Source organism: Lactiplantibacillus sp. YT640, from assembly GCF_049745435.1.
GTDB lineage: Bacteria > Bacillota > Bacilli > Lactobacillales > Lactobacillaceae > Lactiplantibacillus > Lactiplantibacillus plantarum.
The window spans coordinates 65,636-78,690 of record NZ_JBMNVY010000006.1; the positions used below are offsets into that span (position 1 = coordinate 65,636).

A 13,055-nucleotide genomic window follows, 5' to 3' on the forward strand; every position below is an offset into this window, starting at 1 on the left:
TTTCATCAGAATCTTTGTTAGAAACGGCCATTTACTTTATTTTATTAAGCAAATGGCCGATGATAGCGACATCATTAAAGCTAAATTAAAAAAGTATAAAAAATTGGATTGGTCGCGAGACATGAATTATGTTATATTTTATGACATACCGTTCCAGTAAACTATTTGAGGAGGTCTCGTCGATGAGAAAGTGGCAAGTTGCAGTTGTCATGTTGTTAGCAGCGTTGGGAAGCTGGTTTGCGATTGGTACCCAGGCCCAGGCTAAGACGTATACGATTGCGACGGATACAACCTTTGCGCCGTTCGAATTTCAGGTCAAGGGTGGTAAGTATAAGGGAATTGATATCGATATTTTGAAGGCAATTGCCAAAAAAGAAAATTTCAATTATAAATTAAAAGCGCTTAGTTTTGGTGCCGCCGTTCAGCAGCTTAGTGCGAACCAAGTTGACGGGGTGATTGCCGGAATGAATATTACGGCTGAACGGAAGCAGACGTTTGATTTTTCAGACGCTTACTATACTTCCGGGGTGGTCATGGCCGTGGCTAAAGATAGCAAGGTCAAAACGTTTAAAGATTTGAAAGGTAAGACCGTGGCCCTTAAAACGGGGACAGCTGGTGCAACCTATGCGAAGTCGATTCAGAGCAAGTACGGCTTCAAAATCAAGTATTTCAATGACTCGAATAACATGTATAACGATGTTAAGGTCGGCAACTCGGCTGCTTGTTTTGAAGACTATCCCGTGATGTCATACGGAATCAAGAATGGCATCGCGTTGAAGATTGTTTCCAAGCAACACGAGGCCGGCGACTATGGTTTCGCGGTTAAAAAAGGTAAAAACGCGGAACTGTTAAAGAAATTTAACGCGGGTCTCAAAGCGATTAAAGCGGATGGTACTTACAAAAAGATCATTAACAAGTACTTGAAGTCTAGTGAAGCATCCTTAACGGGTGAAGACGCAAGCAGTCGGACCTTTATTGGCTTGTTCACCCAAAACTTGGATACGATTGGCTCAGGGTTATGGATGACCTTGGAATTAACGGTTATTTCAATTATTTTAGCGACGATCCTCGGACTGATTCTTGGGGTCTTAGGCGTTATGCCGGGTAAACTTGGTCCGGCCATCTCCAGTACGATTATTTATATTTTCCGTGGGATGCCATTGATGGTGTTGGCCTTCTTTATTTACATTGGGTTCCCAGACCTGATTGGGCACGGCTTTAAGATTCCCGCGTTCGTTGCTGGGATGATTACGTTGATGCTTAACGAAGGGGCCTATACCGGAGCCTTTGTTAAGGGGGGCTTTGCCGCGGTCGACGATGGTCAAATGGAGGCGGCCCGTTCACTCGGGTTGCCATACTGGACGGCCATGCGCAAGGTTATTATGCCCCAAGGAATTCGAATCATGATTCCGTCGTTCATTAACCAATTTATTATCACGCTGAAGGATACGTCAATTCTATCCGTTATTGGGATCGTTGAATTAACCCAAACTGGGACGTTGATTATTGCCCGGAACTTCGAAGGCTTTAAGATTTGGTTAATGATTGCGATTATTTATCTGATTATCATTACGTTATTAACATGGTTATCTAACTGGGTTCAAAGGAGGATTAACTAAGCATGGCGAAAGTAATTGTCAAAGATTTGCATAAAAGCTACGGCGATAACGAAGTCTTGAAAGGGTTAAACCTTGAAGTTCAAGATAACGAAGTAGTCTGCATGATTGGACCATCTGGTTCTGGTAAGAGTACGTTTTTACGCTGCTTAAATGACTTGGAAGTTCCAACACAAGGGCAAGTTGTCATTAGCGGTTACGATCTTTCTGACAAGGGGACTAACATTAATTTGGTCCGTGAAAATATTGGGATGGTGTTCCAACACTTTAACTTATTTCCACACCTATCAGTGTTACAAAATATTACCTTAGCACCGACTCAACTCAAAAAGGAAAGTCAACAGGAAGCTGAGAAAACGGCGCGTGACTTACTTGCTACGGTCGGCTTGTCCGATAAGGCGGATGCCATGCCTAAGTCCTTGTCTGGTGGGCAAAAGCAGCGGGTGGCCATCGCTCGAGCGCTAGCCATGCATCCGAAAATCATGTTGTTTGATGAACCAACTTCAGCACTGGATCCCGAAATGGTCGGGGATGTGTTGGATGTTATGAAGAAATTAGCCGCAGATGGTATGACGATGATTGTGGTCACGCACGAAATGGGCTTTGCCAAGGAAGTGGCCGACCGGGTCGTCTTTATGGCGGATGGGTTGATTCAAGAAACGGGGAAGCCTGAGGATGTATTCGAACACCCACAAAGTCCCCGGTTACAAGATTTCTTACAAAAAGTGATCAACGTTTAAGTATCGGCTGGTCATAATAAAATAACCCGTCAAATAGGCGCGCTAAGAATTGGTTTAATTCTTGGCGCGCCTATTCTGTAGTAACGTGCTTGCATAGCAGATGAAGCGGTGTTGCTCTGAGGACGATTAACTAGTGAATACCGTGATATGGGCAACTTGAGCGGCACGTCAACTTTGATAGGGTGTTAAGCTGGCAAACTAGTTATGCCAACTTAACTAAAAACAACGGTCATCCCGAAACAGGGGTGGCCGTTGTTTTATGGCTAGTCCTATTTAGTGTTGGGGCACCTTATTACGGGGTGTCAATGTATAATTACTTTCACCAAAGCTAACATTGAGTCCCTTTTTCGCAACTGGTGTCCGCGCGCGGTTGGTCGGCTTTTGCCAGTGATCCAGGATCGCCGCAATGCAAATACACAGTGGTTCTGTGGATTGATCAGTAATTGCTAATTCAAATGCTTCACCGTTAGTGGTGACAACTGGTCGCATCGTCATGATTAATTCAGTACCATGATAAACGCGGTAGTTTTCGGCACTCAAGCTTCCCATGATAATCCAGCGAAGCTTGCGAACATAGAGCATTTCATGCCAGAAGCCCAGCGTTTTACTAATAGAACCGACGTTTTGACGGTTATAGTATAAATCGAATTTTGGCAACAATCCGAGGGTTGTTTGTCGAATTTCGGCAAGTAGCTCACCTTGGATCGCGTATAAACTGAGCGCGTCTTGGCGCCGCCCCCACCGACCAACTAAGAGATAGTGAGATTGGTTGTGCGCATCGCGAACAATCCGGGCACCTTGGGCGAAGCTATTGCGGCTGAAATATAATTTACGCATCTTCAACCTCCGTTTTCCGGAAACTATTGTTTGGCAAGCACTTCTAAGATTGCTTTGCCGACACCATCGTTGACATTTGTATCAGTGATATAGCGGGCCAACTGTTTGACTTCGGGACTGGCATTACCCATAGCGTAACTTACGCCAGCTAATTCGAGCATGGAGACGTCATTATTATTATCACCAATCGCCATGACATCGCTCATTGGGGTATTCAGCATATTCGCATAGCGCTCGACTGCAATCCCTTTTTGCGCATTAATATTATTGATTTCGATATTTGATGCGGATGAAGATGTGATTTTGAGGGACGAATGTTTTGCCAGAATTTCATCACTAAGGGGTTTTAGCTTAGCGGGCCCTTCTTCGCTGAAAGCGATAATCTTCATGACATGCTTAGTCGGATCATCCAATAACTCGTTATAGTTGTCCACGTAATTGATGTCCATAAGTTCTAAGCGGGCTGACGCGAGCGATACCGCAATTTTGAACGTTGTATCTGGATTCAGGTTAGTTAGGAGATGTGCAATTTGTTCGATTCGCTTGGCTTTACTGTTAGAGTAAATACCATCGTTGCCTACGACTTCAAAATAGTAACCTTGTGAGGTTAGCGTGTGAAAAACGGTGCGGGCCACGCTATTGGTTATGGGCACCATGTCGAGCATTTTGCCAGAAGCGTCGTATACTTCGGCACCGTTTAACGTAATCAAGGGTGCCGTGATGCCTTGAGCGGCCAGTAGTGGCTGAGCTTCAGAAAATCGGCGGCCGGTGGAGACGATAAAGTGCACGCCTTGCTGTTGTGCTTGACGGATGGCATTAGCGTTAAAATCGGAAACGACCATTTCATTGTTGAGTAACGTTCCGTCCATATCAGAGGCGATAATCGAAATCATGTTGTCACATCCTTAGTTGTTTTAATAATTACATTCTAACATGTTTACGTCTGAATACAGAATTATTATCATTAGTGGTTTTGGTTATGATACAATAAAACGAGAGGTGTTAAGGATGAAAGCGTTTATTCACACGGACTGGTGGGACGTCTTAAAACCAGAGTTTGAGAAGCCGTATTACCACCAATTACACGAATTTTTGAAAAATGAATACCGAACGAAAAATATTCACCCAGATATGTATAATATTTTTCAGGCCTTTGAATGGACGCCATTTGCTGACACGAAGGTCGTTATTTTAGGTCAGGATCCGTATCATGGTCCTGGTCAGGCACACGGACTGAGTTTTTCAGTGTTACCGGGCGTGGCAGTGCCCCCATCACTAGTCAATATCTATAAAGAATTGCAAAATGATGTTGGGTGTACGCCCGTCAACCACGGTTACTTGGAAAGTTGGGCCAAGCAGGGAGTCTTGTTATTGAACTCCGTGCTGACTGTTCAAAATGGTGTGGCCTTTTCACACGCTGGTAAGGGCTGGGAACGACTTACGGACGTTGCCATTCAGCGTTTATCGGAACGATCGACGCCGGTTGTCTTTATCTTGTGGGGTAAGGCGGCTCGGTCCAAGATTAAGCTGATTGATACCCAGACGAATGTCGTGCTACAAGCACCTCATCCGAGTCCGCTTTCAGCTTATCGCGGATTCTTTGGGTCCAAACCATTTTCAAAAACGAACATTGCGTTAACATCCTTCGGCGAACAGCCAATCAATTGGCAGTTACCAGAGCACGTCAATCTTGAGCATTAATTAATTTATTGGAGGGTTATCACATGGATTTATTTGAGTCATTAGCACAAAAAATTACTGGTAAAGATCAAACAATTGTTTTCCCTGAAGGAACTGAACCCCGAATTGTCGGTGCGGCAGCGCGATTAGCTGCAGACGGCTTGGTTAAGCCGATTGTTTTAGGTGCAACGGACAAAGTTCAGGCTGTGGCTAACGATTTGAATGCGGATTTAACAGGCGTTCAAGTCCTTGATCCTGCGACATACCCGGCTGAAGATAAGCAAACAATGCTTGATGCCCTCGTTGAACGGCGGAAAGGTAAGAATACGCCAGAACAAGCGGCTAAAATGCTGGAAGATGAAAACTACTTTGGCACGATGCTCGTTTATATGGGCAAAGCGGATGGGATGGTTTCAGGTGCAATCCATCCAACTGGTGATACGGTACGGCCAGCGTTACAAATTATTAAGACCAAGCCCGGTTCACACCGAATCTCGGGTGCATTTATCATGCAAAAGGGTGAGGAACGCTACGTCTTTGCTGACTGTGCCATCAATATTGATCCCGATGCCGATACGTTAGCGGAAATTGCCACTCAGAGTGCGGCTACTGCTAAGGTCTTCGATATTGACCCGAAAGTTGCGATGCTCAGCTTCTCAACTAAGGGTTCGGCTAAGGGTGAAATGGTCACTAAAGTGCAAGAAGCAACGGCCAAGGCGCAAGCTGCTGAACCGGAATTGGCTATCGATGGTGAACTTCAATTTGACGCGGCCTTCGTTGAAAAAGTTGGTTTGCAAAAGGCTCCTGGTTCCAAAGTAGCTGGTCATGCCAATGTCTTTGTATTTCCAGAGCTTCAGTCTGGTAATATTGGCTATAAGATTGCGCAACGATTTGGTCATTTTGAAGCGGTGGGTCCTGTCTTGCAAGGCCTGAACAAGCCGGTCTCCGACTTGTCACGTGGATGCAGTGAAGAAGACGTTTATAAGGTTGCGATTATTACAGCAGCCCAAGGATTAGCTTAAACGGTCACTTAGTTTGTTAAACGAGGGAAACTTCAGAGCTTGTACTTTGAAGTTTCCTTCGTTTTTTCTATAATAAGAACAGTTAATTTGGATGAGGAGTTGGAAGAATATGGAATCAATCACGGTAACGTCGCCGGAAGCAACCATGGCAATCGGGGCCAAACTTGGCCAATTAGTGCAACCTGGTGATTTAATCTTACTAGATGGTGATTTAGGTGCTGGTAAGACAACTTTTACAAAGGGGTTAGCAAAAAGCCTGGGCATTCCTAATAACGTTAAGAGTCCGACTTTTACGCTCATCCGGGAATATCGTCAGGGGCGACTACCGCTCTATCATATGGATGTTTACCGCTTGGAAGATGGCGGTGCGGAAGATTTAGGCTTAGATGAATACTTTGATGGTGATGGCGTTAGTGTTGTGGAATGGTCACAGTTTATTGCCGACCTCTTACCGACGACTTACTTGCGAATTGCAATTAGCCGGGACACTGATGCCGATGACCAGCGGGTAATAACCTTCAAGCCCATTGGTGAACACTATCAACGACTGGTTGATCAATTGAAGGAGTGACAACCATGGCAGAAGAAGTTGTTGATGTACGGCCTGCTGAAGTCGCGGATGCAGCACAATTATTAGCGCTACTCGCTCAGCTCGGACGTGAAAGTAATACTTTCACTGTTGATGAGGGCATTGAGGATTTGAGCGAAACGGATGAACAGGCGCAAATTGAGCGTATCAATGGCACAACGACCAACATTATTTTCGTTGCGACATTAGATTCACGGTTGATTGGTGTGAGCACCGTGCAAGCTAGTACGGATTTTAGTGCGGCGCAAGGTGAAGTTGGCGTAGCGGTACTTAAAGAATTTTGGGGCATGGGTCTGGGGACTGCTTTGATTGAGGAAGTCTTAGATTGGGCGCGTAACTATAGCTCATTGGAACGCCTCGTGTTGACGGTCCAGTTACGAAATGTGCGTGCCGTTAAGCTGTACCAGCATCTTGGGTTCGAAAATTGTACGGCAACGAGCTATGATGTCGTTGACCCAACCGGCAAACGGGTTCCAGCTATTGATATGGGAATCTGGGTTTGAAATCCGGGATTCGCTGAACTGACGGCAAACAGGTTCTGATAGTAGATGGGCCGGAATTTAAGCGTTGACGAACCAGGCCTAACCGGCGACGGCTTGTGAATGATTGGCTCATCTCCCAGTCGGTTGGGGGAATTGATAAGCTGTCTACGAGTATTGATAATCGGTAGCGATGCGTAAACAAAAAAGTCCAGCATCTTATTGCTGGACTTGCATAAATTTAATTTTAACCCTGAACGCGAACGAAAGGTTTGAGTTGCTCAGTTCCAAAAGCTTGCGCTTCGGTGAGTAAAATGTTGGCGCAAGCTAGGCTGTCATCTAGTGCATTATGATGATGCTGCAGGTCGATATCCAGTGCTTGACAGACTGTATCCAGCTTGTGATTAGGCAATTCTGGATAGAACCGTTGACTGGTCTTGACGGTATCCATGGATAGGTACTCCGGCGCGCTGATGCCGTAGTGGGCAAGCGTATTGCGTAACACACCAATATCAAAAGGCGCGTTGTGCGCAATTACGAGGCGGTCGCGTTGGAAGAATGGTGCAATGTGTTGCCAAACGTCTGGAAACTTGGGCGCGTCTGCGACATCTGCTTCATGAATCCCATGAATTTGGACGTTCCGCCAGAAAAAATCGCTCTCCGGTTTGATGAGTGTGTAAAATTCATCGCTGATTTGGTTATTACGGACAACCGTTAGCGCCAGTGAACAAGCACTGTCGCGTTTCGCGTTCGCCGTTTCAAAGTCCATTGCGACAAAGTTCAAAGTTGCCACCACCGTTTCTAAAGAATAGGATTATCGTACAAAGAATCTCGTTAATTTTCAAGTTAATGGTTCGGAAGGATAATATCGAGTTCCACTGGACAGTGATCAGAACCAAAAATTTCATTATGAATGCGGGCGTTTAGGAGCTGACTGTCTAATTGCTGTGACGTAATAAAGTAGTCAATTCGCCAACCAGAATTGTTGTCACGTGCATGCCCACGATAACTCCACCATGAGTAAATGTCGGTTTGGTCAGGATAGAAATGCCGGAATGTGTCGGTATAGCCCGCTGCAAGGAGGCGGTCAAACTTGGTCCGTTCTTCGTCAGTGAAGCCGGCACTATGGTGATTGCTACGCCAGTTCTTCAAGTCGATGTTTTCGTGGGCCACGTTAAGATCACCACAAAAGATCAACGGCTTGTTGGCACTCAAACTGTTAATATATGTGAGAAAAGCATCTTCCCACTGTTGCCGATAGTCGAGACGTTTTAATTCACCGCCTGAATTAGGAGTGTAACACGTCAAGACGTAGTAGTCCGCATATTCAAGGGTGATGACGCGACCTTCGTCATCGAATTCTGGTACACCGATACCATAAGTTACATTGAGCGGCTTGTGTTTGGTAAAAATCGCCGTACCCGAATAACCCTTGCGCTCGGCATAGTTCCAGTATTGATAATAACCTGGGAAGTCCAGTTCAATTTGGCCCGCCTGTAATTTCGTTTCTTGTACACAGAAAAAGTCGGCATCGAGCTCATTAAAAGTCGTGACAAAGCCGTGTTTGACAGCAGCACGCAGTCCATTAACGTTCCAAGAGATAAGTTTCACGTGAGTTTCAGACCTTTCAAGTAATTTACTCATATTGTAACACGGCAGCCACTGGTTATTTTAATGACAATTGAATCAGTGCGCCGTGATTAAAGCCAGACACGGCGGATAGATGTGCGATAGGGTGACAAAGCATGCTGGTGTCTTTGGTTGGCCTAGTTTCAGCGCGTCCGAGCGGGTATCTTTGGCTTTCAGTGATGGCACGTTTTTCCAGCTAACAATCACTGGCATGAATTGGACGCTGAATGATTTAAATCAGTGTGCCACGGAGCAATCAGTAGTAGCTAAAAGAAGATTGATGATAAAATTGGAGGAATATCGATGTTAAAAATTGGGGTCATTGGTTTAGGTAACATTGCTCAAAAGGCGTATTTACCCGTCATGGCGGCGATGCAAGACCAGTATGAATTTCATCTAACGACGCGTAATCCGGAAAAACGAGCACAACTAGCGACGATGTATGGGTTTCAACACACCCATGCGACCCTTGAGGAATTAATGGCAGTTAAACCGGCGGCCGTATTTGTGCATACTCCCACGGACACGCATGCAGCAATCATCAAGCAGTTGTTATTAGCTGGGATTCACGTTTATGTCGATAAGCCAGTCGCGACTGATCTTCAGGTGGTCCAAAGTTTGTATGATTTGGCTGCGGCGCGGCACCTGTTATTGACTTGTGGGTTTAATCGGCGTTTTGCTCCTTTTAATCAGCAATTGAAGGCATTGCCTGACAAACGGATGTTAGTGGCTGAAAAGGTTCGCGAAGTGGGTAGTCAAGATCCTGAAACGGCGGTTTTCGACCTGATGATCCACATGGTCGATACGGGGCTATTCTTGTTAGATGAACCACTTGAACACACTAGTGGTCGGTTGACGACGACGGCAACTGGCGCTTTGGCGCAAGGCTATTTGACGGTGCAGACGGCTCATGAGCAATTAGAAGTTATCACGAATATGTACGGTGGGGTCAACCTGGAACAAGTGACAGTCCAAACGACGGGGCAACGTGCGTCTGTGACTGATTTAAGTACTAAAACCGTGATGACGACGGCAACAACTACCACGACGGCTTTTCGGGATTGGACACCGACATTGGAAAAGCGAGGATTTGCACCGCTGATCCGTGCTTTTCTGACGGCGGTAACAACGCACGGGCCTAATCCAGTCGCCCCAACTGGCGCAATTACCAGTCACGCGGTGTGCCGTCATTTATTAAGTGATTAAAAAGTGCTAGAATTAACTGATAGGCTTACAAATTTCAACCTGATTATATCGTTTCAATAGCGTTTCAATGCTGCGGTGCTTGATACGTCGGCCTAAATTAAAAACGCTATGCGGTTAAAGTGATTATTAACGTAAGTGAATTAAATCGAAACACGAAAGGAACTTTTCACCATGACCAAAGATGTCTTGGCCACTTTTCCAGCCATCGAAATTAAAAAAAATGAATCACTAAGTCATTATACGAATACTAAAACAGGCGGTCCCGCCGATTACGTTGCGTTTCCAAAGTCAATCAGCGAGACGAAAGCTCTGATTACGTTTGCCAATGAGCAAAATTTACCACTAACCGTGATTGGTAATGCCAGTAATTTGATTGTCAAAGATGGTGGTATCCGTGGATTAACGATCATTCTCACCCGCATGAAGCAAATTCATGCGAGTGGCACCAAAGTTGTTGCTGAAGCGGGTGCCGCAATTATTGCGACGACTAAGGTTGCTTGTGGGGCTAGCTTGACTGGTTTCGAATTCGCAGCTGGGATTCCCGGTAGTGTCGGGGGTGCGATTTTCATGAATGCCGGTGCGTACGGCGGCGAAATGAGTGAAGTTGTTGAAACGGTGACGGTTTTGACGCCAGCGGGTCAGCTTAAAACCCTGGATCATGACGAATTAGATTTTGGCTATCGGCACAGTACGATCCAGGACTATGATGATATTGTCGTATCGGTGACGTTTGGTCTCAAGCCAGGTAATCAGACCAAGATTCAAGCGCGGATGGACGAATTGAATACGTTGCGAGCAGCCAAACAACCGTTGGAATGGCCATCATGCGGGAGTGTTTTTAAGCGACCAACTGGGTATTTTACTGGTAAACTGATTCATGATGCTGGCTTACAGGGCCATCGAATCGGTGGTGCTGAAGTTTCTAAGAAACACGCGGGTTTTATTATCAATGTCGATCACGCTACAGCGACCGATTATATGGATATGATTCACTACGTCCAGAAAGTTGTATTTGAACGGTTTGGCGTCCATCTTCAGACGGAAGTCCGAATCATTGGTGAAGACGTCGTTCAAGGTTAGTTATGTCAATTTAACAAAGGGGGCAACCACTAGATGCCGATTATCGAATTAGTGATTTTACTGGCATGTTTAGTGCTGCTGTCGAATGTATTGAGCCACTATCTAGTCGCAATCCCGGTCAGTTTAATTCAAGTCGGGCTGGGTCTAGGAGTGGCTTTATTATTAAATGTACAGGTAAAATTGCAAACGGATTGGTTTATGCTCGTCTTTATTGCGCCCATGCTGTACAACGATGGCAGAGAATTTCCAAAACAGGAATTATGGGAACTACGCGGGGCAATTTTTGCGAATGCAATCGTCCTCGTCTTTATTACCACCATCCTCGGTGGCTTTTTGATTCACGTATTGATCCCAACGATTCCGCTCGCTGTTGGAATCGCGTTGGCGGCCATTTTATCGCCAACTGATCCGATTGCCGTGCAGTCGATCTCGGAAGGGGTCAAGTTACCTAAAGAAATTTTGCACTTGGTCAGTGGCGAAAGCCTGATTAATGATGCGAGTGGGTTAATTGGGTTCAAATATGCGTTAGCAGCAGCGGTTACCGGTACGTTTGTACTCGGTGAAGCTGTTGGGGATTTCTTCTATATTAGTCTGGTCGGTTTGGCCGTTGGGCTGGCGCTGATCACGATCATTCAACTCATTCGGGACGTGTTACGACGAGAGGGTATCAACGATATCGTGTTCAACGTGGTGTTACAGATTCTCACGCCGTTTGCAATTTATTTCATTGCTGAAGAATGGTTCCACGCGTCCGGTGTTGTCGCCGTTGTTGCGGCCGGGGTATTATCGCACTTGCAAAATTCACATGAAAGTGAAGATGCGCCGGAATTACGATTAGTGACGGAACGGGTCTGGAACGTGGTTGTTTACTTATTGAATGGGATCGTCTTCCTGATTCTTGGTATTGAATTGCCGGCAGCAACGCAAGCAACCATTAAAGGCGCGCATACAAATACGTTTCATGCGGTCTTTGACGTTTTAATCGTCTGGGGGATTTTGTTACTGATTCGGGTTGCTTGGACATACGCTTACATGTTGTTCAACTGGTTACGACATCACAAGAAGGCCAAACCTAGTCTCAGAATTGCAGCATTGTCCGGTTTATCAGGTGTGCGGGGGGCCATTACGATGGCTGGGGTCTTCACGATTCCAACCGTGGTGGCCTCGGGCAAAGCCTTTCCGGAACGTGCGCTCGTACTGTTCATTGCAGCTGGAGTCATCATTGTAAGTTTAGTTGCTGCTGCGGCTATTTTGCCATTGATGGCGGCCAAATCACTCCCCTTTGTTACTCGGGGATCCAGTCCGGATGAAGACGACGCGGTCTTGGCAGACGGAACGGATGACGGTGATGATAGCAGTGGGCAATTACCACAGTTAACATACAAGCAAGCCCGCATTTATATCTTACAGTTAGCGATTCAAAATATTGAAGAACATCGGCGGCCAGCTAACCAACGTGCGGCCTATGATTTGATCCTGGACCAGCAGTTTCAGATTCGGCGTCTAGAAGTGGCGTCGCAGACTGCGGATGAGTTGGCGCCGATGCTGACAGATGAATTGGAACTTCGCTTAGTGGCACTGAATGGTGAACGGGCAGCAGTTAGAGAAATGATTGCCAATAAACAAACTAGTAAGTTAGCTGGACAGGTCTACTTGCGGCGTGTCGATCGGCGCGAACAACGTTTCTTACAGGCGACACATCGACAGGGGCTTCCGACACTGCGCTCATTACGGTTGTTGTTGACGCGTGCAATGCAAGGGATTCGACTATGGTTAGCACCTGGCGATAGCGAAGAATTACGAGTGGCGTTGTTGGATATTCAGCGTGAAGCTTCTAAAGCTGCTATTAAAGCGTTGTCGCAGTATCTCAAACAGGCCAACGTTGATGAGCAACAGTTTGATCGCCAGGCTCTGTATCACTTGATCGTTCATTACCGGAATCGCATCGAGAATGCGAAAAATGATCACACGTTATCACGTGATGATTATGAACAACAGCTGCATGGACTACGCATCAAGAGTCTTGGTGCCGAACGTGCGGGTGTACAGCATTTGTTAGAGAGTGGACAAATTAGTTTACGCACCGCGGCAAAGTTACGGCAGTTCATTAATTACTCGGAGAACTTATTGATGCTCAATGATATTGAGGCCGATGAAGATTAGTTAACTTTTTAGAT

The 13,055-nt window shown here is 45.9% G+C and carries 13 protein-coding genes; 9 read left to right on the forward strand and 4 right to left on the reverse strand.

Features of this window, described 5'->3' with window-relative positions; all coding sequences use genetic code 11:
• Positions 1-182: 182 nt before the first annotated feature.
• Together ACOV1R_RS06205 and ACOV1R_RS06210 are read left to right on the forward strand one after the other, a co-directional pair.
• Entirely contained in the window at positions 183-1,619 is a 1,437-nt protein-coding gene (locus tag ACOV1R_RS06205) for an amino acid ABC transporter substrate-binding protein/permease (RefSeq protein WP_003643977.1), read from the forward strand.
• 2 nt (positions 1,620-1,621) lie between these two features.
• Positions 1,622-2,356, forward strand: coding sequence for an amino acid ABC transporter ATP-binding protein (locus ACOV1R_RS06210; RefSeq protein WP_003641056.1), 735 nt, complete (start codon positions 1,622-1,624; stop codon positions 2,354-2,356).
• Between the two features lie 273 nt (positions 2,357-2,629).
• On the opposite strand, the gene ACOV1R_RS06215 is transcribed toward ACOV1R_RS06210, so the two are convergent.
• A complete protein-coding gene (locus ACOV1R_RS06215) occupies positions 2,630-3,193 on the reverse strand; it encodes an LURP-one-related/scramblase family protein (RefSeq protein WP_003641057.1) in 564 nt (187 codons plus the stop codon).
• A gap of 23 nt (positions 3,194-3,216) precedes the next feature.
• Positions 3,217-4,086 carry a Cof-type HAD-IIB family hydrolase gene (locus tag ACOV1R_RS06220; protein ID WP_003641058.1) on the reverse strand — a complete coding sequence of 290 codons (870 nt, stop codon included), beginning with the start codon at positions 4,084-4,086 and terminating at the stop codon, positions 3,217-3,219.
• 115 nt (positions 4,087-4,201) lie between these two features.
• Between ACOV1R_RS06220 and ACOV1R_RS06225 the strand changes: the two genes are divergently transcribed.
• From ACOV1R_RS06225 to ACOV1R_RS06240, 4 genes are all read left to right on the forward strand, one after another.
• Positions 4,202-4,894, forward strand: coding sequence for a uracil-DNA glycosylase (locus ACOV1R_RS06225; protein ID WP_015825217.1), 693 nt, complete (start codon positions 4,202-4,204; stop codon positions 4,892-4,894).
• A 23-nt stretch (positions 4,895-4,917) separates the two neighbouring features.
• Positions 4,918-5,895, forward strand: a complete 978-nt coding sequence (gene pta, locus ACOV1R_RS06230; RefSeq protein ID WP_021357040.1) for a phosphate acetyltransferase — start codon at positions 4,918-4,920, stop codon at positions 5,893-5,895.
• Positions 5,896-6,004: 109 nt separating this feature from the next.
• Complete coding sequence (tsaE, locus tag ACOV1R_RS06235; protein WP_003643982.1) at positions 6,005-6,466, forward strand: tRNA (adenosine(37)-N6)-threonylcarbamoyltransferase complex ATPase subunit type 1 TsaE; 462 nt, start codon at positions 6,005-6,007, stop codon at positions 6,464-6,466.
• Positions 6,467-6,471: 5 nt separating this feature from the next.
• Positions 6,472-6,987 (forward strand): GNAT family N-acetyltransferase, encoded by a 516-nt coding sequence (locus tag ACOV1R_RS06240; protein WP_003641062.1) that lies wholly within the window; start codon positions 6,472-6,474, stop codon positions 6,985-6,987.
• A 223-nt stretch (positions 6,988-7,210) separates the two neighbouring features.
• Here the strand turns inward: ACOV1R_RS06240 and ACOV1R_RS06245 are convergent, their stop codons facing one another.
• Complete coding sequence (locus ACOV1R_RS06245) at positions 7,211-7,747, reverse strand: 3'-5' exonuclease (protein ID WP_003645814.1); 537 nt, start codon at positions 7,745-7,747, stop codon at positions 7,211-7,213.
• 62 nt (positions 7,748-7,809) lie between these two features.
• The gene (locus ACOV1R_RS06250; protein WP_021356695.1) at positions 7,810-8,574 is read right to left on the reverse strand and encodes an exodeoxyribonuclease III; all 765 of its coding nucleotides are present in this window, start codon (positions 8,572-8,574) and stop codon (positions 7,810-7,812) included.
• Positions 8,575-8,895: 321 nt separating this feature from the next.
• Here ACOV1R_RS06250 and ACOV1R_RS06255 point away from each other — a divergent pair, with 321 nt between their 5' ends.
• From ACOV1R_RS06255 to ACOV1R_RS06265, 3 genes are all read left to right on the forward strand, one after another.
• Positions 8,896-9,798, forward strand: a complete 903-nt coding sequence (locus ACOV1R_RS06255; RefSeq protein ID WP_128485079.1) for a Gfo/Idh/MocA family protein — start codon at positions 8,896-8,898, stop codon at positions 9,796-9,798.
• Between the two features lie 171 nt (positions 9,799-9,969).
• Complete coding sequence (murB, locus tag ACOV1R_RS06260; protein WP_053267134.1) at positions 9,970-10,878, forward strand: UDP-N-acetylmuramate dehydrogenase; 909 nt, start codon at positions 9,970-9,972, stop codon at positions 10,876-10,878.
• Between the two features lie 33 nt (positions 10,879-10,911).
• Complete coding sequence (locus ACOV1R_RS06265) at positions 10,912-13,041, forward strand: cation:proton antiporter (protein ID WP_003643985.1); 2,130 nt, start codon at positions 10,912-10,914, stop codon at positions 13,039-13,041.
• The last annotated feature ends 14 nt before the right edge of the window (positions 13,042-13,055 follow it).

Excerpts from the sequence above, each read along its gene's own strand:
- ACOV1R_RS06240 (WP_003641062.1), top strand. The coding sequence starts at position 6,472 with ATGGCAGAAGAAGTTGTTGATGTACGGCCTGCTGAAGTCGCGGATGCA.
- ACOV1R_RS06215 (WP_003641057.1), bottom strand. The coding sequence starts at position 3,193 with ATGCGTAAATTATATTTCAGCCGCAATAGCTTCGCCCAAGGTGCCCGG.
- ACOV1R_RS06220 (WP_003641058.1), bottom strand. The coding sequence starts at position 4,086 with ATGATTTCGATTATCGCCTCTGATATGGACGGAACGTTACTCAACAAT.
- ACOV1R_RS06205 (WP_003643977.1), top strand. The coding sequence starts at position 183 with ATGAGAAAGTGGCAAGTTGCAGTTGTCATGTTGTTAGCAGCGTTGGGA.
- ACOV1R_RS06265 (WP_003643985.1), top strand. The coding sequence starts at position 10,912 with ATGCCGATTATCGAATTAGTGATTTTACTGGCATGTTTAGTGCTGCTG.
- pta (WP_021357040.1), top strand. The coding sequence starts at position 4,918 with ATGGATTTATTTGAGTCATTAGCACAAAAAATTACTGGTAAAGATCAA.
- murB (WP_053267134.1), top strand. The coding sequence starts at position 9,970 with ATGACCAAAGATGTCTTGGCCACTTTTCCAGCCATCGAAATTAAAAAA.
- ACOV1R_RS06255 (WP_128485079.1), top strand. The coding sequence starts at position 8,896 with ATGTTAAAAATTGGGGTCATTGGTTTAGGTAACATTGCTCAAAAGGCG.
- ACOV1R_RS06210 (WP_003641056.1), top strand. The coding sequence starts at position 1,622 with ATGGCGAAAGTAATTGTCAAAGATTTGCATAAAAGCTACGGCGATAAC.
- ACOV1R_RS06225 (WP_015825217.1), top strand. The coding sequence starts at position 4,202 with ATGAAAGCGTTTATTCACACGGACTGGTGGGACGTCTTAAAACCAGAG.
- tsaE (WP_003643982.1), top strand. The coding sequence starts at position 6,005 with ATGGAATCAATCACGGTAACGTCGCCGGAAGCAACCATGGCAATCGGG.